28 protein-coding genes are annotated in these 22,209 nt (G+C 71.0%); 14 read left to right on the top strand and 14 right to left on the bottom strand.

Going from position 1 to position 22,209, the window contains the following annotated elements; all coding sequences use genetic code 11:
• Positions 1 to 12: 12 nt before the first annotated feature.
• Both paaI and QTI68_RS04920 read right to left on the bottom strand, forming a co-directional pair.
• Positions 13 to 459: a hydroxyphenylacetyl-CoA thioesterase PaaI gene (gene paaI, locus QTI68_RS04925; protein ID WP_286520002.1), complete on the bottom strand. Its 447-nt coding sequence runs from the start codon at positions 457 to 459 to the stop codon at positions 13 to 15.
• A gap of 17 nt (positions 460 to 476) precedes the next feature.
• Positions 477 to 1,277 carry an enoyl-CoA hydratase-related protein gene (locus QTI68_RS04920; protein ID WP_286520001.1) on the bottom strand — a complete coding sequence of 267 codons (801 nt, stop codon included), beginning with the start codon at positions 1,275 to 1,277 and terminating at the stop codon, positions 477 to 479.
• 162 nt (positions 1,278 to 1,439) lie between these two features.
• On the opposite strand from QTI68_RS04920, the gene QTI68_RS04915 reads away from it, so the two are divergent.
• Positions 1,440 to 2,042 (top strand): phenylacetic acid degradation protein PaaY, encoded by a 603-nt coding sequence (locus tag QTI68_RS04915; protein ID WP_286520000.1) that lies wholly within the window; start codon positions 1,440 to 1,442, stop codon positions 2,040 to 2,042.
• Here QTI68_RS04915 and QTI68_RS04910 read toward each other — a convergent pair.
• Complete coding sequence (locus QTI68_RS04910) at positions 2,020 to 3,018, bottom strand: succinylglutamate desuccinylase/aspartoacylase family protein (RefSeq protein ID WP_286519997.1); 999 nt, start codon at positions 3,016 to 3,018, stop codon at positions 2,020 to 2,022. The genes QTI68_RS04915 and QTI68_RS04910 overlap by 23 nt on opposite strands.
• A 93-nt stretch (positions 3,019 to 3,111) precedes the next feature.
• Here QTI68_RS04910 and QTI68_RS04905 point away from each other — a divergent pair, with 93 nt between their 5' ends.
• Positions 3,112 to 3,375: a hypothetical protein gene (locus QTI68_RS04905; RefSeq protein WP_286519994.1), complete on the top strand. Its 264-nt coding sequence runs from the start codon at positions 3,112 to 3,114 to the stop codon at positions 3,373 to 3,375.
• On the opposite strand, the gene rpe is transcribed toward QTI68_RS04905, so the two are convergent.
• Positions 3,365 to 4,060, bottom strand: coding sequence for a ribulose-phosphate 3-epimerase (gene rpe, locus QTI68_RS04900; protein WP_286519993.1), 696 nt, complete (start codon positions 4,058 to 4,060; stop codon positions 3,365 to 3,367). The two genes, QTI68_RS04905 and rpe, sit on opposite strands and share 11 nt — an antisense overlap.
• Before the next feature lie 69 nt (positions 4,061 to 4,129).
• On the opposite strand from rpe, the gene apaG reads away from it, so the two are divergent.
• From apaG to thiL, 4 genes are all read left to right on the top strand, one after another.
• A complete protein-coding gene (gene apaG / locus QTI68_RS04895; RefSeq protein ID WP_286519991.1) occupies positions 4,130 to 4,525 on the top strand; it encodes a Co2+/Mg2+ efflux facilitator ApaG/CorD in 396 nt (131 codons plus the stop codon).
• Between the two features lie 84 nt (positions 4,526 to 4,609).
• Positions 4,610 to 5,878, top strand: a complete 1,269-nt coding sequence (locus QTI68_RS04890) for a cation:proton antiporter (RefSeq protein ID WP_286519990.1) — start codon at positions 4,610 to 4,612, stop codon at positions 5,876 to 5,878.
• A gap of 59 nt (positions 5,879 to 5,937) precedes the next feature.
• Positions 5,938 to 7,062: a YbdK family carboxylate-amine ligase gene (locus QTI68_RS04885; RefSeq protein WP_286510404.1), complete on the top strand. Its 1,125-nt coding sequence runs from the start codon at positions 5,938 to 5,940 to the stop codon at positions 7,060 to 7,062.
• 7 nt (positions 7,063 to 7,069) lie between these two features.
• Positions 7,070 to 8,038, top strand: a complete 969-nt coding sequence (gene thiL, locus QTI68_RS04880) for a thiamine-phosphate kinase (RefSeq protein ID WP_286519989.1) — start codon at positions 7,070 to 7,072, stop codon at positions 8,036 to 8,038.
• Between the two features lie 7 nt (positions 8,039 to 8,045).
• On the opposite strand, the gene QTI68_RS04875 is transcribed toward thiL, so the two are convergent.
• Together QTI68_RS04875 and QTI68_RS04870 are read right to left on the bottom strand one after the other, a co-directional pair.
• Entirely contained in the window at positions 8,046 to 9,863 is a 1,818-nt protein-coding gene (locus QTI68_RS04875; RefSeq protein WP_286519987.1) for an ATP-binding response regulator, read from the bottom strand.
• A complete protein-coding gene (locus tag QTI68_RS04870) occupies positions 9,863 to 10,477 on the bottom strand; it encodes a response regulator (protein WP_286519986.1) in 615 nt (204 codons plus the stop codon). The genes QTI68_RS04875 and QTI68_RS04870 overlap by 1 nt, the downstream gene beginning before the upstream one ends.
• A gap of 125 nt (positions 10,478 to 10,602) precedes the next feature.
• Between QTI68_RS04870 and QTI68_RS04865 the strand changes: the two genes are divergently transcribed.
• A complete protein-coding gene (locus QTI68_RS04865) occupies positions 10,603 to 10,872 on the top strand; it encodes a hypothetical protein (protein WP_286519984.1) in 270 nt (89 codons plus the stop codon).
• Here the strand turns inward: QTI68_RS04865 and QTI68_RS04860 are convergent.
• Positions 10,847 to 12,304 carry an MFS transporter gene (locus QTI68_RS04860; RefSeq protein WP_286519983.1) on the bottom strand — a complete coding sequence of 486 codons (1,458 nt, stop codon included), beginning with the start codon at positions 12,302 to 12,304 and terminating at the stop codon, positions 10,847 to 10,849. The two genes, QTI68_RS04865 and QTI68_RS04860, sit on opposite strands and share 26 nt — an antisense overlap.
• An 87-nt stretch (positions 12,305 to 12,391) precedes the next feature.
• Here QTI68_RS04860 and QTI68_RS04855 point away from each other — a divergent pair, with 87 nt between their 5' ends.
• The 5 genes from QTI68_RS04855 to QTI68_RS04835 are packed head-to-tail and all read left to right on the top strand — an operon-like array spanning position 12,392 to position 14,969.
• Positions 12,392 to 13,060 carry a helix-turn-helix transcriptional regulator gene (locus QTI68_RS04855; RefSeq protein WP_286519982.1) on the top strand — a complete coding sequence of 223 codons (669 nt, stop codon included), beginning with the start codon at positions 12,392 to 12,394 and terminating at the stop codon, positions 13,058 to 13,060.
• Positions 13,060 to 13,620, top strand: coding sequence for a phosphatidylglycerophosphatase A family protein (locus QTI68_RS04850; RefSeq protein ID WP_286519980.1), 561 nt, complete (start codon positions 13,060 to 13,062; stop codon positions 13,618 to 13,620). Before QTI68_RS04855 ends, QTI68_RS04850 begins: the two co-directional genes overlap by 1 nt.
• A complete protein-coding gene (locus QTI68_RS04845; RefSeq protein ID WP_503011622.1) occupies positions 13,614 to 14,141 on the top strand; it encodes a CinA family protein in 528 nt (175 codons plus the stop codon). The genes QTI68_RS04850 and QTI68_RS04845 overlap by 7 nt, the downstream gene beginning before the upstream one ends.
• 11 nt (positions 14,142 to 14,152) lie before the next feature.
• A complete protein-coding gene (locus QTI68_RS04840; RefSeq protein WP_286519977.1) occupies positions 14,153 to 14,641 on the top strand; it encodes a nuclear transport factor 2 family protein in 489 nt (162 codons plus the stop codon).
• A 19-nt stretch (positions 14,642 to 14,660) separates the two neighbouring features.
• A complete protein-coding gene (locus QTI68_RS04835) occupies positions 14,661 to 14,969 on the top strand; it encodes a GNAT family N-acetyltransferase (protein ID WP_353506398.1) in 309 nt (102 codons plus the stop codon).
• Between the two features lie 9 nt (positions 14,970 to 14,978).
• Here QTI68_RS04835 and QTI68_RS04830 read toward each other — a convergent pair whose 3' ends face one another.
• From QTI68_RS04830 to QTI68_RS04810, 5 genes are read right to left on the bottom strand one after another with little or no spacing between them, the layout of a single operon-like run.
• Positions 14,979 to 15,128 (bottom strand): hypothetical protein, encoded by a 150-nt coding sequence (locus QTI68_RS04830; RefSeq protein ID WP_286519976.1) that lies wholly within the window; start codon positions 15,126 to 15,128, stop codon positions 14,979 to 14,981.
• A gap of 55 nt (positions 15,129 to 15,183) precedes the next feature.
• A complete protein-coding gene (locus tag QTI68_RS04825) occupies positions 15,184 to 15,435 on the bottom strand; it encodes a DUF3297 family protein (protein ID WP_286372029.1) in 252 nt (83 codons plus the stop codon).
• 53 nt (positions 15,436 to 15,488) lie between these two features.
• A complete protein-coding gene (locus tag QTI68_RS04820; protein WP_286519975.1) occupies positions 15,489 to 16,394 on the bottom strand; it encodes a ketopantoate reductase family protein in 906 nt (301 codons plus the stop codon).
• A 22-nt stretch (positions 16,395 to 16,416) separates the two neighbouring features.
• Positions 16,417 to 17,610: an MFS transporter gene (locus QTI68_RS04815; RefSeq protein ID WP_286520223.1), complete on the bottom strand. Its 1,194-nt coding sequence runs from the start codon at positions 17,608 to 17,610 to the stop codon at positions 16,417 to 16,419.
• Between the two features lie 55 nt (positions 17,611 to 17,665).
• Complete coding sequence (locus tag QTI68_RS04810; protein WP_286519974.1) at positions 17,666 to 18,451, bottom strand: UPF0149 family protein; 786 nt, start codon at positions 18,449 to 18,451, stop codon at positions 17,666 to 17,668.
• 64 nt (positions 18,452 to 18,515) lie between these two features.
• On the opposite strand from QTI68_RS04810, the gene QTI68_RS04805 reads away from it, so the two are divergent.
• Together QTI68_RS04805 and QTI68_RS04800 are read left to right on the top strand one after the other, a co-directional pair.
• The gene (locus tag QTI68_RS04805) at positions 18,516 to 20,165 is read left to right on the top strand and encodes an FMN-binding glutamate synthase family protein (protein WP_286519972.1); all 1,650 of its coding nucleotides are present in this window, start codon (positions 18,516 to 18,518) and stop codon (positions 20,163 to 20,165) included.
• On the top strand, positions 20,162 to 21,055 hold the full coding sequence (locus QTI68_RS04800) for a BUD32 family EKC/KEOPS complex subunit (protein WP_286519971.1): 894 nt from the start codon (positions 20,162 to 20,164) through the stop codon (positions 21,053 to 21,055). The genes QTI68_RS04805 and QTI68_RS04800 overlap by 4 nt, the downstream gene beginning before the upstream one ends.
• Here QTI68_RS04800 and QTI68_RS04795 read toward each other — a convergent pair.
• Positions 21,052 to 21,465, bottom strand: coding sequence for a putative toxin-antitoxin system toxin component, PIN family (locus tag QTI68_RS04795; RefSeq protein ID WP_286519969.1), 414 nt, complete (start codon positions 21,463 to 21,465; stop codon positions 21,052 to 21,054). The two genes, QTI68_RS04800 and QTI68_RS04795, sit on opposite strands and share 4 nt — an antisense overlap.
• 7 nt (positions 21,466 to 21,472) lie before the next feature.
• On the bottom strand, positions 21,473 to 22,177 hold the full coding sequence (locus QTI68_RS04790; protein WP_286519968.1) for a glutathione S-transferase N-terminal domain-containing protein: 705 nt from the start codon (positions 22,175 to 22,177) through the stop codon (positions 21,473 to 21,475).
• Positions 22,178 to 22,209 lie beyond the last annotated feature (32 nt).

Here is a 22,209-nt window from a genome sequence, read left to right as displayed (position 1 = left end):
GTCGGCGGCGGTTCAGTCAGCGACCGCCGGCTTGCCCTTGATGGTGTAGGAGCGGCCGCGGAACATCGCGATGCGCTCGCCGTGCTGGTTGGTGATCTCGCTGTCGTAGACGCCGGTGCGGCCGGCCTTCGACAGCTCGAAGCTGCGGGCCGTGAGCACGTCGCCTTCGCGCGCCGGCGCCACCAGGTCGATCGAGAAGCCCGAGGCCACCGTCAGTTCGTTGTACGAGTTGCAGGCGTAAGCAAAGGCGGTGTCGGCCAGCGCAGCCAGGAAGCCGCCGTGGCAGGTGGCATGGCCGTTGAGCATGTGGCCCTGCACCGTCATCGTGACCGTGGCCTGGCCCGGCGCGACCTCGGTCACGTCGATGCCCAGGCCGCGCACGGCGGGATCGTTGGCGTACATGCGCTCGCGGACCCGTTCGGCGGTCTGCTGGGGAGTGCGGTCGGGGGTGGCGGACATGTCTGTGGGGCTTGCGTTCATCGGTCGGTGAAGACGGGGGCGCGCTTGGCGCCGAAGGCGGCCACGCCTTCGAGGTAGTCGTGGGCGCTGCCGAGCTGCGACTGCAGCGCGGCTTCCATGTCGAGCGCCTGGTCGAGCGAGAGCGCCTGCGCGCCGTCGATCGCGGCGCGGGTGGCGGCCAGCGCCTTCGCGGGCATCGCGGCCAGCCGCTGGGCGAGCTTGGCGCATTCGTCGGTCAGGGCCGCGTCGTCCACGCATTTCCAGATCAGGCCGATGCGCTCGGCCTCGGCCGCGGGCAGCTTGTCGCCCAGCATCGCCAGGCCCAGCGCACGGGCGCGGCCGACGATGCGCGGCAGCAGCCAGGTGCCGCCGGTGTCGGGCACCAGCCCGATCTTGGCGAAGGCCTGGATGAAGCTGGCCGACTGCCCGGCCAGCACGAAGTCGCAGTTCAGCGCCAGGTTGGCGCCCGCGCCGGCCGCCACGCCGTTGACCGCGGCAATCACCGGCACCGGCATCGACTTGAGGCGCTGCACCAGCGGCTTGTAGAGCGTGTTGATCGCCAGCGCCAGGTCCTTGGGCGGCTCGCCGGGCGCCGCGGGCGCGACCATCGGGTCGGCCAGGTCCTGGCCGGCACAGAAGCCGCGGCCGGCGCCGGTCAGCACCACGCAACGCACGTCGGGGTTGGCGGCAGCGGCGTCGAGCGCCGCGCGCAGCGCCTGGTGCATGCCTTCGGTGAAGCTGTTGAGGGCGGCGGGCCGGTTCAAGGTCAGCGTCAGGACCGGACCCTGCTGGGCGGCGAGGACGAGGGAGTCGGACAAGCTGTGTCTCCTGTCTGGGTTCTTGGCGTGGGGCTGGGGGACTTGACCGGCGTCAAAAGTATCGTTGACCGACCGGTCGGTTAATCATAGGATCGGTCGGAGATTGACGCAAGTCAAAAACGCCAAGGGATAACCCTTAATTCAAACGACGGAGATTTCGCGATGCCTTGTTATTCCATCGAAGGCGTGGTGCCGGTCATCGACCCCAGCGCCTACGTGCACCCCACCGCGGTCCTGATCGGCGACGTGATCGTCGGCCCCGACTGCTATATCGGGCCCTGCGCCGTGCTGCGCGGCGATTTCGGCCGCATCGTGCTGGAGCGCGGCTCGAACGTGCAGGACACCTGCGTGGTCCACGGCTTCCCCGCGCACGACACGGTGGTCGAGGAAAACGGCCACATCGGCCACGGCGCGGTGCTGCACAGCTGCATCGTGCGGCGCGATGCGCTGGTGGGCATGAACGCTGTGGTGATGGACGAGGCCGAGATCGGCGAGGCCTCGATCGTCGCCGCCTGCGCCTTCGTGCCGGCCGGCCGCAAGATCCCGCCGCGCTCGCTGGCCGCCGGCATGCCGGCCAAGGTGATGCGCACCCTCAGCGACCAGGAAGTGGCCTGGAAGCTCGAAGGCACGCGCACCTACCAGGCGCTGACACTGCGCAGCCTGGCCAGCATGCAGGAAGTGGCGGCCCTGACCGCTGTCGAGCCCGAGCGGCCGCGCGTGGCGGCGCCGGACGTCAAGCCGCTCATCGCGACCAAGCGCGGCTGAGGGCTGGCGCGGGCCGCGTCAGGTCGCGGTCGCTCTCGACCGCGAAATAGAACCACTCGGTCCCCGGCAAGGCCTCGGCATTCGGGAACACGATGAACCCGTCGCGTTCGGCGTGCAGCATGCTGCCGTCCTCGCGCACGCCGATCGGCTCGCCCCGCGCCACCGGGTCGAAGGTGGCCCACTCGCGCACGAACTGGTCTTCGGCGTGTAGCCGGTCCACCACGCTGACCAGCCGCAGCAGCGAAGGCGCCCGCGGGGGCGCCGCCGCCGGATCGGGCTCGATCATGCCCAGCAGGCGCAAGGCCGACAGGATCGCCCGCCGGGCCACGTCGGGCGCCGCCGGGTCCTGGTGCTGGCCGCATTCGAGCGTCACGCCGTAGCCGCCGCGGCTGCGCATGTATTCATTGGTGCCCCAGCCGAAGGCCGGCGCCGCCTCGTCGGCGGCCTGCCCGCGCTGCGCCAGCCCGGCCGCATAGATATCGAGCCAGCCCTCGACCACCCGGGGCGTGCCGAGGTGCAGCGCCAGTTGCCCTTCCTCGAAGGCGCGCGAGAACGGCTCGAGCGGGCCCTGGTTGTCGCGCGGCCCGATCATCGCGAAGGCCTCGCCCTCGCTCTGGAACGAATGCAGGTCGAGCAGCACCTCGTGGCGATCGAGCAGCGGGCACAGCAGGTCGGTGATGCGGGCCTCGTAATCGGCCGGCTCGGCGCCCGGCGCGGACGGGCGGAACAGCCGGTTGAGGTTGCGCTCGCCCTCGCGCCGCAGCAGCCGCCGTGCGAGCGGATTGGCGACCGGCACCAGGGTCAGCTGGCCGCGCAGAAGCCGGAGCGAACCGCCATCCAGCGCGGCCACGATGCGTTCGATGCCGGCGGTGCCGCAGGTCTCGTCGCCGTGCACCCCGCCGAGGACGATCAGCCGCGGCCCCGGCTGCAGGCTGGCGTAGCCATGGACGCGAAGGAGGTCGGTGGAGGCGGTCATTTCGCTGTCGATCCTACAGGCCCGCGAAGGCCGGTCCTACCGCGTTCTCCCCCGTACCGTGAGACAAACGCAGGCACCAGACAGGAGCAAGCGATGGCCACGAAGAACGATCCCGCGAAGACCGATGCCCAGGGCTCGAAGGATGCGGGAGGAGGCAATACCCAGGTCGAGCAGGAGGGCGAATCGGCGCCGCGCCTGCCGCACGAGCACGACCAGTCGTCCGACAGCCAGAAAAGCGCCGACGGCAGCCCGCCGCGCGTCGGCCGCCAGGCGCACGAGGACCTCGAGCGCGGCCTGGTCGACACCGACAAGGGCCCGGTGACCGACCGGGTCTACAACGACAAGCTCAAGCCTTGACGGCGGTCGCCAGTTGCTCGCGCATCGCCCGCACCACGCCCCCATAGTCCTTCGCGTTGAAGATCGCGCTGCCCGCCACGAAAGTGTCGGCGCCGGCGCTCGCCACTTGCGCGATGTTGTCGGCCTTGATGCCGCCGTCGACTTCGAGCCGGATGTCGCGACCGGTGGCCTCGATGCGCTTGCGTGCAAGTTCGATCTTGCGCAGGGCGGAATCGATGAAGCTCTGGCCGCCGAAGCCGGGGTTCACGCTCATGATCAGGATCAGGTCGATGTCGTCGATCACCCAGTCGAGCGCTTCCAGGCCCAGGCCCGGGTTGAACACCAGACCGGCCTTGCAGCCCGCCGCCTTGATCGCCTGGATGCTGCGGTGCACGTGCGGCGAGGCGTCGGGATGGAAGCTGATGTAGTCGGCGCCGGCCTGCGCGAAGGCCGCGGCCAGGGCGTCCACCGGCTGGATCATCAGGTGGACGTCGATCGGCACCGGCTGGCCGTCGGGCGTCTTGGCATGCGGCTTGAGCGCCTGGCAGACCATCGGCCCGAAGGTCAGGTTCGGCACGTAGTGGTTGTCCATCACGTCGAAATGGATCCAGTCGGCGCCGGCGGCAATGACGTCGCGCACCTCGTCGCCAAGGCGGGCGAAGTCGGCCGAGAGGATGGAGGGGGCGATTCTGAAGGGGCTGCTCATGGGTCCGGATTGTCGCAGCAGGGGCGGCGGCTTGCAGCGCCGCCGGAGCCTTCCGTTACTATCCCTGCGATGTCCACGCTACCGATCAGTGTCCAGGTCGAGCCACGCTACCTGCCAGACCAGTCCTCGCCCGAGGACCGCGTCCACACCTTCGCCTACGCCGTGACGGTCACCAACAACGGCCCGGTGGCGGCGCAGCTGATCGCGCGCCACTGGATCTTCGCCGACGCCTCCGGCCACACGCAGGAGGTCGACGGCCTCGGCGTCATCGGCCAGCAACCCCTGCTGGCGCCAGGGGAATCGTTCCGCTACACCAGCGGCTGCCGGCTGCAGGCCCCCAGCGGTACCATGCATGGCAGCTTCTTCTTCGTCACCGAGCGCGGCGAACGCTTCGACGTTCCGATCCCCACGCTGGTGCTGGAAGCCGACGCGGGCGACATGCCCACCTCGCGCGTGCTGCACTGAGCACGCTTTTCTCTTTCGCGCCATGAACGCCTTGCGCGCTCTGGATCTTCCGCGGGGTGCCGATGCCCCCCTCAAGCTGAACCGATGACGTCTTTCCTGCCCAATGATCTGCTGGGTTTCTGGTCGGAGTGGGTGCGGCCCTCGGCCGGCCTGCCGACCGTGCTGTGGTCGCTGCTGCTGGCCACCGCGGCCGCGGCCGGCCACCTGGTGCAACGCTACATGGGCCTGCCCAAGGTGGTCGGCTATTCGATCGTCGGCACCGTGGTCGGCTTCGCCGGCTTCGAGGGCGCGATCTGGCCGCTGCAGGGCATCAGCCTGTTCCTGCTCGAGCTCGGCGTGGCGATCGTGCTGTTCGAGGCCGGCGGCCGGCTGCCGCTGCGCTGGTTCCGCCACAACCCGATGGTGCTGGTGCAGAGCCTGCTCGAGTCGACCTTGACCTACTTCGGCGTCTTCTGGGCCCTGCACTGGCTCGGCATACCCGACCCGGTGGCCAATCCAATCGCGCTGATGGCGATCGTGGCCTCGCCGGCGGTGCTGAGCCGGGTCGTGATCGACACCCGGGCCTCGGGCCCCGTGACCGAGCGCGCGATGACGCTCGCCACCCTGAACACTTTCTACGCGCTGGCGCTCGGCTATGCGCAGGCCGGGCTGATCGAGCATGCGCCCACCGGACTGCTCGAGAAGCTCAACCCGGTCGGCGTGGTGCTCGGCCTGTCCTTCGTGGTCGGCGCGCTGATGGCGCTGTCGCTGCGCTCGGCGCTGCGCGTCATGAGCCCGACCAGCGAGAACACCTCGATCCTGCTGCTGGCGATCATCGCTGCCGGGGCCGCGCTGGCGGCCCATTTCGGCGGTTCGGCGCCACTGGCGGCCCTGATCGGCGGCGTGCTGCTGAAGGCGCTGAACCCCAAACCCTGGGCCTGGCCACGGCAGCTCGGCACCGCGGCCTCGCTGCTCACGATGTTGATGTTCGTGCTGGTCTCGATCGTCGCCGCCCAGGCCGACTGGAGCCTGCCGGTGGCCAGCGTGGTGCTGAGCGTGATCGGCGTGCGCGCGGTCGCCAAGATCGCCGGCGTCGCGATCGCCAACCCGGGCAGCGGCGCGAGCTGGAAGCAGGCCTTCTGGGTCGGCTGCGCGATGTCGCCGCTGTCCTCGATCGCACTGCTGATCACCTCGGCCTTCGTCACCGCCTCGCCGCTGCTGGGCGCGATGATCACCCAGATCGCCTTGCCGGCGATCCTGCTGATGGAGGTGCTCGGCGCGGTGCTCGCGACGGTCGCCATCCACGCCGCCGGCGAGAGCTCCACGCCCTGGACCCCCGAAGCCTTCGGCACCGTGGAGGACACGCAAAGATGAGCCATCGCACGATCGATCCCGCCACCGGCGCGCCGGCCAACACGCCCGCCAGCCGGGTGGTGCCGCTCGAGCCCTTCAACAAGTCGGTGGCGCTGTCGCTCGGCGTCGAGCTCGAACTGCAGCTGGTCAACACCCACGACTACGACCTCGCGCCCTATGCCGAGGACATGCTGCGGCTGATGGCGCAGACGCCGCTGCCGGGCAGCGTGGTGCCCGAGATGACCTCGAGCATGATCGAGATCTCGACCGACGTCTGCCATTCGGCGCAGGACGTGATCGCCCAGTTGACGCCGATCCGCGACGCGCTGGTGCGCAACGCCGACAAGCTCAACATCGCGGTGGTCGGCGGCGGCACGCATGCCTTCCAGCAATGGCACGAGCGGCGCATCTACGACAAGCCGCGCTTCCGCGAGCTATCCGAGCTGTACGGCTACCTGTCGAAGCAGTTCACGATCTTCGGCCAGCACGTGCACATCGGCTGCCCCGATGCCGACGCGGCGCTGCTGATGCTGCACCGCATGTCGCGCTACATCCCGCACTTCATCGCGCTGTCGGCATCATCGCCCTTCGTGCAGGGGCAGGACACGCAGTTCGATTCGGCCCGGCTCAATTCCGTGTTCGCGTTCCCGCTGTCGGGCCGCGCGCCCTTCACCCTGTCGTGGCGCGAATTCGAGAACTACTTCAAGCGCATGACCCGCACCGGCGTGGTCCGCAGCATGAAGGACTTCTACTGGGACATCCGGCCCAAGCCCGAGTTCGGCACCATCGAGATCCGCGTCTTCGACACCCCGCTCACGGTGGAGCGCGCCGCCGCGCTGGCGGGCTACGTGCAGTCGCTGGCCGCCTGGTTCCTGCAGGAGCAGCCCTTCACGCCGACCGAAGACGACTACCTGGTCTACACCTACAACCGCTTCCAGGCCTGCCGCTTCGGCCTCGATGCGCTGTATGTCGACCCGGCCAGCGGCGAGCACATGCCGCTGCGCGACCATATCCTCATGACCATGACGCAGCTCGAATGGCACAGCGAAGCCCTCAACGCCACGCAGGCGCTGGGCGAGCTGCGCACCAGCGTCGAGGCCAACCGCAACGACGCCCGCTGGCTGCGCGAGAAGCAGGGCAAGGAACGCCTGCTGGCCGAGGTGGTGCGGCAGGCCGCGCTGCGCTTCCGAAGCACCACGGTGTGAGCACGGCATGAGCGGCACCGGCGAATTCGATCTCATCGCGCGCTACTTCACGCGCCCCGCGCGGCGCTCGCCGCTGGGCGTGGGCGACGACTGCGCCCTGCTGGCGCCGGCCGCGGGCATGCAGCTCGCGGTGTCCACCGACATGCTGGTCGAGGGGCGGCACTTCCTGTCGACGGTCGACCCGGCGCGCCTCGGCCACAAGGCGCTGGCGGTCAACCTCAGCGACCTGGCGGCCTGCGGCGCCAGGCCGCTGGCCTTCACGCTGGCGCTCTCGCTGCCGGCGGTCGATGCGGCCTGGCTGGAGGGCTTCTCGCGCGGCCTGTTCGCGCTGGCCGATGCGCACGGCTGCGAGCTGGTCGGCGGCGACACCACGCGCGGCCCGCTCAACCTCTGCATCACGGTGTTCGGCGAAGTGCCGGCCGGCGCGGCGCTGCTGCGCTCGGGCGCGCGCGCCGGCGACGATGTCTGGGTCAGCGGCACGCTGGGCGATGCGCGGCTGGCGCTCGAAGTCTTTCGCGGCACCCTGTCGCTGCCGGCCGACGCGTTCGAACTGGCGCGCGGCCGGATGGAGTTGCCCACGCCACGGGTCGCGCTGGGTCTGGCGCTGCGCGGCATCGCGACGGCGGCGGTCGACCTCAGCGACGGATTGCTTGGCGACCTCGGGCACATTCTGAAAGCCAGCGGCGTCGGTGCGCGGCTCGACGCCGATGCCGCCGCGAAGCTGCTGGCGACCGTCGATTCGGCAGGCCTGGATATCGACCTGCGGCGCGCCTGCGCACTGGCCGGCGGCGACGACTACGAGCTCGCGTTCACCGCGCCGGCGTCGGCGCGTGCGGCCGTCGAGCAGGCGGGCCGCGCGAGCGCGACCCCGGTCACGCGCATCGGCGCCATCGAGTCCGAAGCGGGTCTGCGGCTGGTCGATGCGCAAGGCGCCGCCGTGGCGCAGCGCTTCGCGTCGTTCGACCACTTCGCCTGAAGCAGGTTCAGGCGCGGCGCCGGGTCTGCACCGGTACCGCCTCCAGCACCGCGAACGCGGAATCGATCTCGAGATCGTTCAGCACGCAGGTCAGGCCCCGGTACAGCTCGTTCGGCGACACCGGCTTGTGCAGCAGCGGCACGCCGCTGGCACGGGCCTCGCGCAGCCGCTGCGGCGCTGTGTCGCCGGTGATCAGCAGCGCCGGCAGCCGGGCGCCGAACTCGGCGCGCAGTGCGGCGATGGCCTCGGCGCCGGTGCGCAGTTCGCGCAGCCGGTAGTCGCTGATGACCAGGCCTGGCGGATGAGTCCGGGCGAGCGCCTGGGCGTCCTCGATCGAATCGGCTACGTCGCATTCGCAGCCCCAGGCGGTCAGCAGCTGCTTCATGCCGGCGCGCACCGCTTCGTCGTCGTCGATCACCAGCACCCGCACGTCGAACACGCGCGCATGCCCGGCCGCCACCTCCAGGCCGCCGCTGGCCACGCCCGCCTGCGCCATCGGCAGTGCCAGCCTGAACACGCTGCCGCGCCCCGGCACCGACACCAGCGACAGCGAGTGGCCGAGCGCGCGCGCCAGGCCCTGGGCGATCGCCAGGCCCAGCCCCAGGCCCTTGCGCCGGTCGCGCTCGGCGTTGCCGAGCTGATGGAACTCGCGAAAGATCTCGCCCTGCTGGGTCGGCGCGATGCCGATGCCGGTGTCCCAGACTTCGAGCAGCAGCTCGCGGCGGCGCGCGCGGCAGGCCACCAGCACACCGCCGCTGTCGGTGTAGCGGATCGCGTTCGACACCAGGTTGCGCAGGATCAGCGCCACCAGCGCCGGATCGGAGCGCACCGCCGCATGGGTCTCGCGCGAACGGTAGACGATGCCCTTGGCGTCGGCCTGCGGCGCCAGTTCGTTCTCGATGCGGTTGAGCAGCGGCTGCAGCTGGAAGTCCTGCATCTGCGGCTCGACCACCCCGGCCTCGATGCGCGAGAAGTCGAGCAGGGTGTCGAGCATCTCGGCCGAGGCGTGCCAGGTGGCCCGGGCGTTGGCCAGCGCGTCGTACTGCGCGGCCGACAGCTTGCTGCGCGCCAGCACCTCGAGGAACAGCCCCTGGGCGTGGATCGGCTGGCGCAGGTCGTGGCTGGCGGCGGCCAGGAACTTGGACTTCGCCAGGTTGGCCTCGTCGGCCTTGAGCTGGGCCGCCTGCGCATGGCCGGTCTCGATCCGCAGCCGCTCGATCAGCTCGAGGTTCTCGAAGCGCAGGTCGATCGCCGCCCGCGCCGCCCGGGCGCCGTTGCGCGCCTGGCCGAGCAGGGTCGCCACGTACAGCACCCCGGCCGCCCCGAGCGCATTGAAGGCCGGGTCGCCCAGCAGCACCAGCTTGGCCGCCAGCACGGCCAGCTCGATCGTGCCGAAGACCACGAACACCGGCAGCACCGGCGAGAGCGAAGACATCGAGCTGCCGGCCACGCCCGCCAGCACCGCGATGACCAGGATGCTGCCGGCCGTCGAGGTGCTGCCCAGCGTGACCCAGGCCAGGGCGCCCCAGGCGGCGGCGTCGATGCCGTTGAGCGCCATCTGCCGCCAGACCAGCCGGGGCGCGCGCTCGAACGAGATCTCGCGGGCCAGCGTGCGGCGGGCATCGCGGGCGCAATACAGCTTGATCAGGATCACGACGCCGGCCCACAGCCGCAGCGCCAGCGCATTGGTGTCGTTGGCCAGCACCCAGACCAGCAGCAGCGCGACCCCGATCGTCGGGCCCACTGAACTGCCGATGTTGCCGAGCTGCAGCCGCAGCTGCTCCACCAGCGTGCGCCCGTCGGCCAGGCGCAGGAACCTCGTCATCAGCCGACCAGCCCCCGGCGGCGCGCCGCGAAGCCGGCCTCGGAGCGGCTCGACACCTGCAGCGCCGCCAGCACCGCCTGCACGTGGCCGCGCACCGTGTTCTCCGACAGCCCGAGGCGGCGGCCGATGACCTTGTTCGGCAGGCCCTGGCAGAGCAGGTCCAGCACCTCGAACTGCCGCGGCGTCAGCAACTGGGGCGACCCGGCGCCCTCGCCGGCCGCTGCCTGCGCGGCGGCGCCGGCAGGCTCTCCGCGGCGCAGCTGCTCGATCACGGCCAGGATGTTGTCGGCGCTGTCGGCCTTGGAGACGAAGGCGGCGGCACCGCGCTCCAGCGCCATGCGCACGTTGTGCGGGCCGGCGTCGGACGACAGGATGACCACCACCGCCTCGGGCCACTTGCGCTTCACCAGCGCGATGCCCTCCAGGCCATTGAGCCCGTGCAGCTGGATGTCGAGCAGCACCAGGGCCGGGTCGTCCATGCCGGCGCGCAGTCCTTCTTCGAGCGAGCTCGCCTCGGCCACTTCGAGCTCGGGAATGCCGGATGCGAGCACCATGCGAAGGCCGCAGCGGAACAGCGCGTGGTCGTCGATGAGGAGGATGCGGGCCGGGAGCATGAGGCGCCGATTCTGCGCGAAGTCGGACCGGTCCAAATGGACTATTTACCAGCGGTGCCCCAGGAGCGACCATCGATGTGCCGAAGCTCTCTCCGTTGACGAACCCCCGCCTGCCGCCACGCCGAATGAAGCCCCTGATCGACATCCAACGCATCGGACCGGATGCCTTCCGCCACCGCATCAGCGCCCAGGGCGGCGCGGTTCAGGAAGAGAGCCGCAGCTTCGCCGCGCTGGAGCATTGCCTGCGCGACGCCGGCGAGTCCCTGGGCCGCTACTTCCAGCAGGTGGAACTGAAGTTCGACGGCCTGTTCCTGGGCGCCTGCGCCGTCGACGCGCTGCGCAACACCCCGCTGGCCGTGGCCCGCCGCATCAGCCAGCACTTCCAGCCGGCCTGACCGTCGGCCCGGCGACGAAGCGCCAGGCCAGCAGGGCCGCGAGCGCGGGCGCCAGCGCAAAACTCCCGAACAGCCAGCTGGCGGCCGATTGCGCGCCCGCACTGCCGCCGGGCGTGGTCAGCCCCGCTGCGTTCGCCACCAGCCCGGCCACCGCGGCACCGATCGCCATGCCGTAGAGCTGCACGGTGGTGATCGACGCCGAGGCCAGGTTCTCTTCGCCGCGCGGCGCCAGCGTCAACACCCGGGTCAGCAGATGCGGCCACCCCATTCCGACGCCGAAGCCGGTGGCGCCCAGCGCGAGCGCCATGCCCAGGGTCTGGGCCGCCGGCGCCCATCGCGCCGCCGGCACCAGCAGCAGCAATCCGATCAGGCCGGCCATGCTGACCAGCGGGCCGAAGCGAAGCATGCGGTCGGCCCGCGGGCCGCTGCGGCCGGCGGACAGCAGCGAGGCCGCGCTCCAGCCGCCGGCCATCGCGGCCGTGAGGTAGCCGGCGACGAGCGGCGAATGGCCGTGCAGCGTCTGCAGGAAATACGGCACGAAGATCTCGGTGTCGGTGCCGATCAGCAGCAGCGCCACGCTGGCGTAGATCGCACCGAAGGCGGTGAAGGGGGCGCAGGCGCCGGTCGGCAGCAGGCGAACCCTCGCGCGCCGGTCGGTCCGCACCAGCGCCAGGCCCAGCGCCAAGCCGAAGAGCACCATGCCCACCTGCGCGGCCAGCGTGTCGAACAGGCTGGCGGTCGCCACGCTCAGGGCCGAAGCGATCAGCAGCAGGATCTGGCCGATCGGCAGGGCGGCGCGGGATGCGCCCGTCTCGCCCGGGCTGCGCGCCGGCAGCTGCAGGCCGGCGATCAGCGCCTGCCCCAGCGCCACCGGCAAGAGGGCCCAGAAAGCCCAGCGCCAATGCCCCAGTTCGGCGAAGACGCCGCCGACCGCCGGCCCGCACAGGGTCGCGACGCCCCACATGCCCGACACCAGCGCCACGGCGCGCGGCCACAGCCGGGCCTCGAACATCAGGCGGATCAAGGCATAGCCCAAGGCCGCCAGCACGCCGCCGCCCAGCCCCTGCACCGTGCGTCCGGCCAGCATCCAGGCCATGTCCGGGGCCGTGGCGCAGCCGATGCTGCCCAGCACGAACACCGCCAGCGCCGCGAGGTAGCTGCGGCGCGGTCCGAACTGCTGCAGCAGGCGCACCGACAGCGTGGCCCCGAGGATCGACGCCGCCACGAACAGCGTGGTGTTCCAGGCATACCATTCGACCCCGCCGATCTCCCGCACCACCGAGGGCAGGACGGTGGTCACGATGTGGACGTTGACAGCATGCAGCGCGACGCCGCCGGTGACGGCGACCGCGCGCCACGCGTTGCGGCCCGAGAAAAGCTCGGCCCACGAAGCGGTCGGGGGCTGGAGGGCGGCGGTGAACGACGAGGACATGCAATCGACTCCCTGGCGGCAATTATCAAAGCGATGGCTTGCATATTATCAGCACACCCCAATTAAGCAAGTAAACTCTTGGATAACATGACGCCGAGCGCCACCACCGCCGATCGCATCCTGCTGCTGCTGAAAAGCCGCGGCCCGATGTCGACGGCCGCGCTGGCGGCCGCGCTGCAGACCACCACCGAGGCGGTGCGGCAGCAGGTGCACAAGCTGGCGGAGGCCGGCCTGGTGCGTGGCGTCGCCGAAGCGCCTTCGGGTGTCGGACGCCCGGGCCAGGCCTGGTCGCTGAGCGCCCGCGGCCACGCCCGCTTTCCGGACCGGCACGCCGAACTCACTCGCCAGCTGGTCGACACGGTGCGCGAGGTGTTCGGCGAAGCCGGGCTGGAGCAACTCATCGCCCGCCGCGAAGAGGCCTCCCGCGCCAGCTACCTGGAAGCCTGCCGGGACCTGCCCGACCTGGCGCCGAGGCTGCGCCGGCTGGCCGCGCTGCGCGACCAGGAAGGCTACATGGCGCGGCTGGAGGCCGATGGCGACGACTGGCTGCTGATCGAGGACCATTGCCCGATCTGCGTCGCCGCCGAGGCCTGCCAGGGCTTCTGCCGCTCCGAGCTGGCGCTGTTCCGAGAAGTGGCCGGGCCCCAGGGCCACCTGCGCCGCGAGGAACATCTGATCGCCGGCGCGCGCCGCTGCGTCTACCGGATCACGCCGGTCACCGGTGCGCAGGCCAAGATGGGCGACACTGCGGGTTGATGCCAACCGCTCCCGATTCCCCTGCCGCCGCGCCCCCGTTCCGCCCGACCCTGCGCTTCCTGTTCGCGCATCCGGCGCACCTGATCGCCCTGGGCTTCGGCTCCGGGCTGCCGCGCCGGGCGCCCGGCACCGTCGGCACGCTCTGGGCCTGGGTTGCGTTCCTCGTGATGGAGCGCTGGCTGTCGAGCGCCGTCATCGGCTGGGTGATCCTGGCGTCGCTGCCGATCGGCTGGTGGGCCTGCACCGTGACCGCCCGCCACATGAACATCGCCGACCCCGGCTGCATCGTCTGGGACGAGGTGGTCGCCTTCTGGATCATCCTCTGGCTGGTGCTGCCCGGCGGGCTGCTGGCCCAGCTCATCGCCTTCGGGCTGTTCCGCTTCTTCGATGCCGTGAAGCCGGGCCCGGTGGGCTGGGCCGACCGGCTCTTCAAGCCGCGGGCGTCGGCCGATGGCACGGGCACGACCGGCTGGGGCGCCGCGGGCTTCGGCATCCTGTTCGACGACCTGGTGGCGGCCTTCTGCACGCTGCTGGTGATCGCCGCCTTGCGCGCATGGTGAACCCGATGAACGACCACCCGACCTCCTTGTCCGATCTCGACGTTTCCGCCCTGGTGCTTCAACTGGCCGAGTTGCTGCCGCAGAAGGGCTGGATGATGGCCACGGCCGAAAGCTGCACCGGCGGCCTAATCGCCGGCGCCTGCACCGACCTCGCTGGCTCCAGCGTCTGGTTCGAGCGCGGCCTCGTGACCTATTCGAACGAAGCCAAGAGCGAGCTGCTGGGCGTCGATGCCGCGCTGATCGAGGCCCATGGCGCGGTCAGCGAGCCGGTGGCCCGGGCGATGGCCGAAGGCGCGGTCGCCCGCTCGCGGGCCCAGGTCTCGGTCGCCGTCACCGGCGTCGCCGGACCCAGCGGCGGCTCGGCCGAGAAGCCGGTCGGCACCGTCTGGTTCGGCTGGTCGGTCGATGGCCGCACGCGCACCGAGCGGCGCCGCTTCGATGGCGACCGCGCGGCGGTGCGCGCGGCCACGGTGCACTACGCGCTGCAGACGCTGGTCGAGCTGCTGCGGACGCCCCCTTGATACGATGCCGCATGTCGCCCACCGAACAGACCCTTCGCCGCTTCTACGACGCCTTCGCCCGGCTCGACGCCGACACCATGGCGGCCTGCTACGCGCCGGACGCGTGCTTCGACGACGAAGCCTTCTCGCTGCGCGGCGGGCGCGAAGTCGGCGGCATGTGGAAGATGCTCTGCAGCGGCACCCAGGCCAAGGGCGCCTCGGTCTGGAAGCTCAGTTACCGCGACGTCGAGGCCGATGCCGCCGGCGGCAAGGCGCACTGGGACGCCCACTATCTCTTCAGCGCCACCGGGCGCATCGTCGACAACGCGATCGACTCGCGCTTCACCTTCACGCCCGAAGGCCTGATCGCCACCCAGCGCGACCGCTTCGATTTCTGGCGCTGGTCGCGGCAGGCGCTGGGCGCACCCGGCCTGCTGCTGGGCTGGTCGCCGATGCTGAAGAAGAAGGTGCGCGCCACTGCGGCGGCGAACCTCCAAGCCTTCCTGGCCCGCAACCCCTGACCCCACCACGGACCCGTCCATGACCGACATCACGATCGCCGACCACCCCGCCGAGCACCGCTACGAAGCCCGCATCGGCGGCGAACTCGCCGGCTACTGCGAATACAACCTGCTGAGCGAGGCCATCATGTTCACCCACACGGAAGTGCTGGAGGCCTTCGAAGGCAAGGGCGTCGGCTCGGCGCTCGCCAGGCACGTGCTCGACCAGGCCCGAGCCGACGGCAAGCACGTGATCCCGGTCTGCCAGTTCATCGCCGGCTACATCCGCAAGCACCGCGACTACGCGGACCTGGTGCGCCCCGACGTGCAGCGGGCCTTCAAGATCTGAGGCTGGGCGTCAATCGCAGCGGTAGCTGACCTCGCCCACGCCCGCTGCCGGGCCGTCGAGGAAGCGCGTGGGGGCGCCGAAATTGCGGCAGTAGGCCTCGGCATCCTGCGCGGTGGGCGACTTGAAGACGCCATCGCCGAGCCGGGTCACGCGCGGCACCGGGCGCGACGCACAGCCGGCGGCGAGCAGCGCCGCCAGGGCCAGGGCGCAGAGCTCAGTCCTGATAGAACACCTCGACCTTGCCCTTGAGCTTGATGAGCAGCGGCTTGCCCTTGCGGTCCAGCGTGCGGCCCGCGGGCACCTTGATCCAGCCTTCGCTGATGCAGTACTCCTCGACGTCGGAACGGTCCTTGCCGTTGAAGCGGATGCCGATGTCGCGCTCGAAGACGGCGGCGACGTGGTGCGGGCTGCGCGGGTCGATCGACAGGTGGTCGGGCAGCGGGGGAAGGGGCGTGTTTTCGGTCATGTCTTGAATTTCTCGATGGGCTCCATTTTGGCCGCTCCGGCACAAGGCCCCGGTCAGGCCGCCGTCTCGGCGTGCTTTCGCTCCAGCAGCCTGACCAGCGTGTGCAGCACCCGGTTGACCGGCGTCGCCACGCCCAGCAGCGCGCCGCGCTGGAGGATGTAGCCGTTCAGGTGGTCGATCTCGCTCGCCCGGCCGCGCGCCAGGTCCTGCGCCGTGGACGAATACTGCGTCGGCATGGTCTCGGCAATGCGGCGCACCGCGAGGTCCAGGCCGGCCGGCAGCCGCACGCCGTCGGCCTCGGCGACCGCGACGCACTCGGCCACGATGTCGCGCAGCACCTCGGCCACGCCGACCCCGGCGACGATCCTGCCGTAGGGCAGCTGCGTGATGGCCGACAGGGCGTTGTAGGCGCAATTGAGGATCAGCTTGGCCCACAGCGCGCCGCGCACGTTGTCCGAGATCTCGACCGGGACCCCGGCCTCGGCCAGCGCCTGCGCCAGCGCGCCGCTGCCGGACGACGGCTCGATCACGAGTTCGCCGCGCCCGTGGTGCTTCACGTGGCCCGGCCCGGCCATCTCGGTGGCGACGTAGACGACCGCCGCGGCCACCTCCTGCGGCAGCACGCCGCGCAGGCGGTCGGCGTTGTCGACCCCGTTCTGCAGGCACAGCACCAGCGCCTGCGGCTCGAGCCACGGCGCGAGCAGTGCACCGGCGGCCTCGGTGTCGGTCGACTTGACGCAGAACAGCACCAGTTCGGCGCCCTTCGCGGCGCTCGCCTCGGTGCTGGCCGCCAGCTTGATCCGTTGGTCGAAGTCCGCGGTCTCCAGACGCAGCCCCAGGCTCCGCACGGCATCGACATGCAGCGCACGCCCGATCAGCACGACCTCGTGGCCCTGCCGCGCGAGCATCGCGCCGTAGTAGCAGCCGACCGCGCCGGCGCCCATGACTGCAATCTTCATCACCACCTCCGATCGATCACCGCTACGAAGACACCCGCCCCGGCCGCGGCGCGGGTGCCGGAAGCATCGCAAAGCCGAGGGTCGCGGCCAGCAACAGGGCGGCGATGGTCGCCAGCACCGCGGTGAAGGGCTCCGCGCCGTGCGCCGCCGCGATCGATGCCGCGATGCCCGTGACCCACTGCATCAGCGCCACGCCCAGGAACATCGCCATCGTGAAGACCGCCATCGCCCGACCGGTGATCGCCGCCGGATAGGCGGCCCGCACGTCGGCGTACTGCCAGACGATGAAGCCCGAAAGCAGCCCGATCGCGATCGTGCCGCCGACGTCGACCCAGGCCTCGGTGAAGAAGCCGATCGCGGCGAACAGCGCGGCATAGGCCAGGCTGCAGCCGATGATGCGGCGCCGCCGCACCGGGCCCTCGCGATCGAGCCGGCCGAACAGCGGCGGGCCGACCAGCGAGATGATCGAGACGACCAGCGCCACGTTGCCGCTCTGCACCAGCGTGTAGCCGTGGCGCTCGATCAGCAGCGGCCCGAGCCAGAGCCCGCGCAGCGAGATGAAGGCCGCGTAGGTCACAGCCCCGAGCACCAGGATGCCGAGCGTGTGCGGCAGCGCGAACAGCGCGCCGAACTGGCGCAGCGCCGCGAGCGCCGACTCCCGCGGCTGGCCGCCCGGACGCGCCGGCTCGCGCACCCAGTGCCAGATCGCCAGCCAGGCGAGCACCGAGACCGCGGCGAGCACGACGAAGCCCATCCGCCAGGAGTGCTCCTGCACCAGCCACGCGAGCGGCGTGCCGGTGATCAGCATGCCGACGCCGCCGATGCCGAGCACCAGGCCCGACACCGAAGCGAAGCGCGCGGCCGGGAAATGGCGCGCGATGAAAACCGTGCAGACCAGGAAGGCCGGCGCGCAGCCGACGCCGATCAGCACCTGGCCGGCCACCAGCAGCGCGTAGTCCTGGGAAACTGAGGACAGCAGGGCGCCCACGATCGCGAGCGGAAAGGCGGTCAGCACGGTGCGGCGCACGCCGTGCAGGTCGATGCCGATGCCCATGAACAGCTGCATCGCGCCGAAGGAGAAATGGAAGGCGGCCGAGAAGATGCCGAGCGCCTGGGCCGACAGCCTGAACTCGGCCTGCAGCTGGCTGGCCATGATCGCGCCGACGGTGCGGTAGGCCTGGCTCAGCGCGAAGGCGGTGCACAGGGCCAGCACCATGGCCCAGGCGGCGCGCAGCGTCAACGCCGGCGGCGCCAGTCCTGCGGCGGCCGTCTCAGCCGGCACCGTGGCACTTCTTGTATTTTTTTCCGCTGCCGCAGGGGCAGGGGTCGTTGCGGCCCGGGGTGGCCTCCTTGCGGATCGTCTCGACGCGCGGCCCCATGCTGCGCCACAGCTGGCGCAGGTCGTACACGGCCCAGATCGCGGCGCCGAAGTCGTCGACCCGCTGCTGGCTGACGCTCGGTGGGCCGTCTTCGGCGTACATCGATAGCGCCGGCTTGCCGGTGTCGTCCTCGGTCAGCGTGACGATGGCGTCGAGCGCCTCGTCGAGCATCCCGGCCGCCTCCTTGTCGCGTGGCGGCGCCCAGTCGTCGGGCCAGTTCTCGACCGCGTACATGAAGCCCAGCGCCCAGACCTGGGCGAAGGACGGGATCGCCTCGCCGGCCATCTCGGCGCGCTCCTCTTCGGGCAGGGCGGCGATCGCGCCGCGGGTGTCGAGCACCTCCGGCTGCCAGGTGCGTTCGTCGTCGAGCGACTCCACGTCGGCGTCGAGGCCGGTCTCGATCTCGTGCCAGCGCCGCTTCCAGCGCCAGACGAATTCCATGTGCTGCGCCGGCACGAAGCCCTCGCCGAGCAGCACCGGCCAGTATTCGGCCGGCTCGATCGGGCGCCGGGTGCAGACCAGCGCGGCCATGAAGCCTTCGCAGAACTCCCACTGCGGCGTCTCGTCGTCCTGCTCGCGCAGGGCGTCGAGGACCTGGTCCTGGGCATCGAAATCGTCGGGGCCGAGCGGGGCTTGCTCGGGCGGGGCGGGGGTCGGGGTGTCGGGCTGGGTTGTCATGGCGTTACAAATGCAGCCCTCTATGATGCAGCAAGGCTTGCGGAGACCCACTATTTCGACACCGATGATTTCGCCGTTCCCGGCGCGCTACACCGCGTTCGCGCTGTCCGCGGCCGGCGCGGTCGCCAGCGTGGCGGCCGTCCTGATGGCCCCACAACTCTGGGCCGCCTGGGTGGCGCTGGCCGTTTTCGGAGGGCTCACGGGCACCGGCGTGCACGACCTGCGCCAGTCCCGCCACGCGATCCTGCGCAACTATCCGGTCATCGGCCACCTGCGCTTCCTGCTGGAATACATCCGCCCCGAGATGCGGCAGTACTTCATCGAAAGCGATGCCGAGGCGGCGCCGTTCTCGCGCGCCCAGCGCTCGCTGGTCTATCAGCGAAGCAAGGGCGAACCCGACAACCGGCCCTTTGGCACCCAGCTCGACGTCACGGTCTCGGGCTACGAGTGGATCAATCACTCGATGCAGCCGACCCAACTGGTCGACCACGACTTCCGCATCGTCATCGGCGCCACGCCCAACCCGGCCTCGCCCGCGGGCGAGACCTGCACCCAGCCCTACAGCGCGAGCGTGTTCAACATCTCGGCGATGAGCTTCGGCGCGCTGTCGGCCAACGCGATCCTGGCCTTGAACCAGGGCGCCCGCCTCGGCGGCTTCGCGCACGACACGGGCGAGGGCTCGATCTCCTCGCACCACCGCGTGCATGGCGGCGACCTGATCTGGGAGATCGGCTCGGGCTACTTCGGCTGCCGCAACGACGACGGCTCCTTCAGCGAGGAGCGCTTCATCGCCAACGCGCGCGACCCGCAGGTGAAGATGATCGAGATCAAGCTGAGCCAGGGCGCCAAGCCCGGCCACGGCGGCGTGCTGCCGGCGCCGAAGGTCACGGCCGAGATCGCGGCCGCGCGCGGCGTGCCGGTGGGCGTGGACTGCATCTCGCCATCCTCCCACAGCGCCTTCTCGACGCCGGTCGAGATGATGCATTTCATCGCCCGGCTGCGCGTGCTGTCGGGCGGCAAGCCCACCGGATTCAAGTTCTGCCTCGGCCACCCCTGGGAATGGTTCGCGATCGTCAAGGCGATGCAGCAGACCGGCCTGACGCCCGACTTCATCGTGGTCGACGGCGCCGAGGGCGGCACCGGCGCGGCGCCGGTCGAGTTCAGCGACCACGTCGGCGCGCCGCTGCAGGAGGGCCTGCTGCTGGTGCACAACACGCTGGTCGGCGTCGGCCTGCGCGAGCGCATCAAGATCGGCTGCGCCGGCAAGGTGATCACCGCCTTCGACCTGGCACGCATGATGGCGCTGGGGGCCGACTGGTGCAACGCGGCGCGCGGCTTCATGATGTCGCTGGGCTGCATCCAGGCCCAGGCCTGCCACACCGGCTTCTGCCCGACCGGCGTGACCACCCAGGACCCGGTGCGCCAGCAGGCGCTGGTGGTGCCGACCAAGGCCGACCGGGTGCGCAATTTTCACCGCAGCACGCTGCATGCGCTGCAGGAGCTGGTGCAGGCCGCCGGCCTCGACCACCCGCAGCAGATCACGGCCCACCACATCGTGCGGCGCATCTCCGACACCGAGGTGCGGCTGCTCAGCAACCTGGTGATGCAGGTGCGGCCCGGCGCGCTGCTCGGGCCGCTCGACGGCCAGCACAACGTGTTCCGCACCTACTGGCCGCTGGCCAGCGCCCAGAGCTTCCAGCCCCTGGCCCTATGAATCCCGTCCGACGAGGCGCGTCCACGCGCGTACAGATGCGCAAGAGCATGGCCTCCGCGCCGGCGCCGCTCGAGCCCGGCGCACCGCCGCTGCCCGAGGACTACGCCGAATTCCTGCGCCTCACCTTGCCGCAGCAGGAGAAGGCCGTGGCCAGCCACCGTTTCGGCAGCGAGCGCGTCTGGCTCAAGAAGGCCGGGCCGCGCCACGGCAAGCTGCGCTACCACCTGCTGGCGGCGATCGCCGGTGCGCTGCGGCTCGACGTGCTCAAGCCGGTGCCGAATCCGGGCGGCGAGGCGGCGATCGCGATCGAGGCCGAGCGGCTGCGCGAGCTCGGCGCCGCCGGCCTGCGGGTGCCGGCGGTGCTGGCGCAGCAGGCCGACGGGCTGCTGATCTCCGACCTCGGGCAAAGCGGCCGCCCGCCGGTGGTGCTGCAGGAGCGGCTCGACCAGGCCGCCGCGGCCGGGCCGGTCGCCCTGCTGGCGACCTGGCGCGAGGGGCTGGCGGCCATCGCGCTCGTGCATGCGCGCCAGACCTACCTGAGCCAGGCCTTCGACCGCAACCTCGTGCAATGCCCCGACGGCGCCATCGGCTACATCGATTTCGAGGACGACCCCGGCGAGACGCTGCCGCTGGCCGAATGCCAGGCGCGCGACTGGCTCAGCTACCTGCACTCGACCGCGATGCTGGTCGACGCCGCCTCGCCGCATGCGGCCGCCGCCCAATGGCACGAGGTGCTGGACCAGGCCAGCGAAGACGTGCGCGACCGCTTGGCGATCGCGGCGGGGCGCATGCGCTGGCTGCGGCACCTGCCCGAGGGCCGGCGCTGGGGCCGCGACACGCAGCGGGTGCGGGCCGTGGCGCGCCTGCTGGCGCGCTGGTACGGCCGCTAGGCCGGCGCCCAGTCTTTGGACACCGCGACGCCGCGGGCCGCCAGCCGCTTGCGCATCGACAGCACCGCGCGGTCCTTGCTCAGCAGCCGCGCGCCGTGCGCCACGGCGAGATCGATGAAGACCTGGTCGTCGGGATCGCTGCACACGCAGGGTGCGCGCGGCGGCGCGCCCTCGATCCGGCGCGTGCGGGCATCGAAGGCCGCCAGCACCGCGTCGGCCTGCCGCCCGCTGGCCTGCAGCCGGCGGGCGATCAGCGGATAGCCAAGCACGCGCGCCAGTTCGTCGCGCATTGCGGCGGTCGCGATCCATTCGAGCGCGCCGGCCGCCAGCGCTTCCACCAGCGGCGCCTGGGCCGGGTCGTCGAACACCAGCAGGTCGAGCGCGATGTTGGTGTCGATGACGACCCGCACCGGAGGCTCAGCCGCGCTTGGGGATATTGAGCCCGGCCACCACCGCGGGGCGCTTCAGGAAGGCCTCCAGCACGCGGCCCACGTTCGGGAAATCGGCGAAGCCGACCAGATCGCCGGCCTCGTAGAAGCCGACCAGGTTGCGCACCCACGGGAAGGTCGCGATGTCGGCGATCGTGTAGGCATCGCCCATCAGCCAGGCGCGGCCGGCCAGCCGCTGCTCAAGCACGCCGAGCAGGCGCCGCGACTCGGCCACGTAGCGGTCGCGCGGACGCTTGTCCTCGTAGGCCTTGCCGGCGAACTTGTTGAAGAACCCGAGCTGGCCGAACATCGGGCCGATGCCGCCCATCTGGAACATCAGCCACTGCAGGGTCTGGTAGCGCCCGGCCGCATCCTGCGGGATCAGCTGGCCGGTCTTGTCGGCCAGGTAGACCAGGATCGCGCCCGATTCGAACAGCGCCAGCGGCTCGCCGCCCGGACCGTTCGGATCGAGGATGGCCGGGATCTTGTTGTTCGGGTTGATCGACAGGAAGGCCGGCGACATCTGGTCGTTGGTCTCGAAGCTGACCAGGTGCGGCTCGTAGGCGAGCCCGGTCTCCTCGAGCATGATTGACACCTTGACGCCGTTGGGCGTGGGCAGCGAATAGAGCTGAAGGCGGTCGGGGTGGGTGGCGGGCCATTTCCTGGTGATCGGGAAGGCGGACAAATCGGTCATGAAGTTTCCTGTGTCGGGCCGCAGCGGCCCCG

Source organism: Variovorax sp. J31P207, assembly GCF_030316965.1.
Taxonomy (GTDB): domain Bacteria; phylum Pseudomonadota; class Gammaproteobacteria; order Burkholderiales; family Burkholderiaceae_C; genus Variovorax; species Variovorax ginsengisoli_B.
This window is presented reverse-complemented; position numbering and strand designations above follow the sequence as displayed.

Bases quoted from the DNA above. Each gene is read 5' to 3' on its own strand.
- QTI68_RS04865 (WP_286519984.1), top strand. From the start codon at position 10,603: ATGAAGCCCCTGATCGACATCCAACGCATCGGACCGGATGCCTTCCGC.
- QTI68_RS04810 (WP_286519974.1), bottom strand. From the start codon at position 18,451: ATGACAACCCAGCCCGACACCCCGACCCCCGCCCCGCCCGAGCAAGCC.
- QTI68_RS04835 (WP_353506398.1), top strand. From the start codon at position 14,661: ATGACCGACATCACGATCGCCGACCACCCCGCCGAGCACCGCTACGAA.
- apaG (WP_286519991.1), top strand. From the start codon at position 4,130: ATGTCCACGCTACCGATCAGTGTCCAGGTCGAGCCACGCTACCTGCCA.
- QTI68_RS04910 (WP_286519997.1), bottom strand. From the start codon at position 3,018: ATGACCGCCTCCACCGACCTCCTTCGCGTCCATGGCTACGCCAGCCTG.
- QTI68_RS04905 (WP_286519994.1), top strand. From the start codon at position 3,112: ATGGCCACGAAGAACGATCCCGCGAAGACCGATGCCCAGGGCTCGAAG.
- QTI68_RS04840 (WP_286519977.1), top strand. From the start codon at position 14,153: ATGTCGCCCACCGAACAGACCCTTCGCCGCTTCTACGACGCCTTCGCC.
- thiL (WP_286519989.1), top strand. From the start codon at position 7,070: ATGAGCGGCACCGGCGAATTCGATCTCATCGCGCGCTACTTCACGCGC.
- QTI68_RS04870 (WP_286519986.1), bottom strand. From the start codon at position 10,477: ATGCTCCCGGCCCGCATCCTCCTCATCGACGACCACGCGCTGTTCCGC.
- QTI68_RS04860 (WP_286519983.1), bottom strand. From the start codon at position 12,304: ATGTCCTCGTCGTTCACCGCCGCCCTCCAGCCCCCGACCGCTTCGTGG.
- QTI68_RS04875 (WP_286519987.1), bottom strand. From the start codon at position 9,863: ATGACGAGGTTCCTGCGCCTGGCCGACGGGCGCACGCTGGTGGAGCAG.
- QTI68_RS04890 (WP_286519990.1), top strand. From the start codon at position 4,610: ATGACGTCTTTCCTGCCCAATGATCTGCTGGGTTTCTGGTCGGAGTGG.
- paaI (WP_286520002.1), bottom strand. From the start codon at position 459: ATGTCCGCCACCCCCGACCGCACTCCCCAGCAGACCGCCGAACGGGTC.
- QTI68_RS04820 (WP_286519975.1), bottom strand. From the start codon at position 16,394: ATGAAGATTGCAGTCATGGGCGCCGGCGCGGTCGGCTGCTACTACGGC.
- QTI68_RS04805 (WP_286519972.1), top strand. From the start codon at position 18,516: ATGATTTCGCCGTTCCCGGCGCGCTACACCGCGTTCGCGCTGTCCGCG.
- QTI68_RS04825 (WP_286372029.1), bottom strand. From the start codon at position 15,435: ATGACCGAAAACACGCCCCTTCCCCCGCTGCCCGACCACCTGTCGATC.
- QTI68_RS04850 (WP_286519980.1), top strand. From the start codon at position 13,060: ATGCCAACCGCTCCCGATTCCCCTGCCGCCGCGCCCCCGTTCCGCCCG.
- QTI68_RS04855 (WP_286519982.1), top strand. From the start codon at position 12,392: ATGACGCCGAGCGCCACCACCGCCGATCGCATCCTGCTGCTGCTGAAA.
- QTI68_RS04815 (WP_286520223.1), bottom strand. From the start codon at position 17,610: ATGGTGCTGGCCCTGTGCACCGCCTTCGCGCTGAGCCAGGCCTACCGC.
- QTI68_RS04790 (WP_286519968.1), bottom strand. From the start codon at position 22,177: ATGACCGATTTGTCCGCCTTCCCGATCACCAGGAAATGGCCCGCCACC.
- rpe (WP_286519993.1), bottom strand. From the start codon at position 4,060: ATGAGCAGCCCCTTCAGAATCGCCCCCTCCATCCTCTCGGCCGACTTC.
- QTI68_RS04845 (WP_503011622.1), top strand. From the start codon at position 13,614: ATGGTGAACCCGATGAACGACCACCCGACCTCCTTGTCCGATCTCGAC.
- QTI68_RS04915 (WP_286520000.1), top strand. From the start codon at position 1,440: ATGCCTTGTTATTCCATCGAAGGCGTGGTGCCGGTCATCGACCCCAGC.
- QTI68_RS04800 (WP_286519971.1), top strand. From the start codon at position 20,162: ATGAATCCCGTCCGACGAGGCGCGTCCACGCGCGTACAGATGCGCAAG.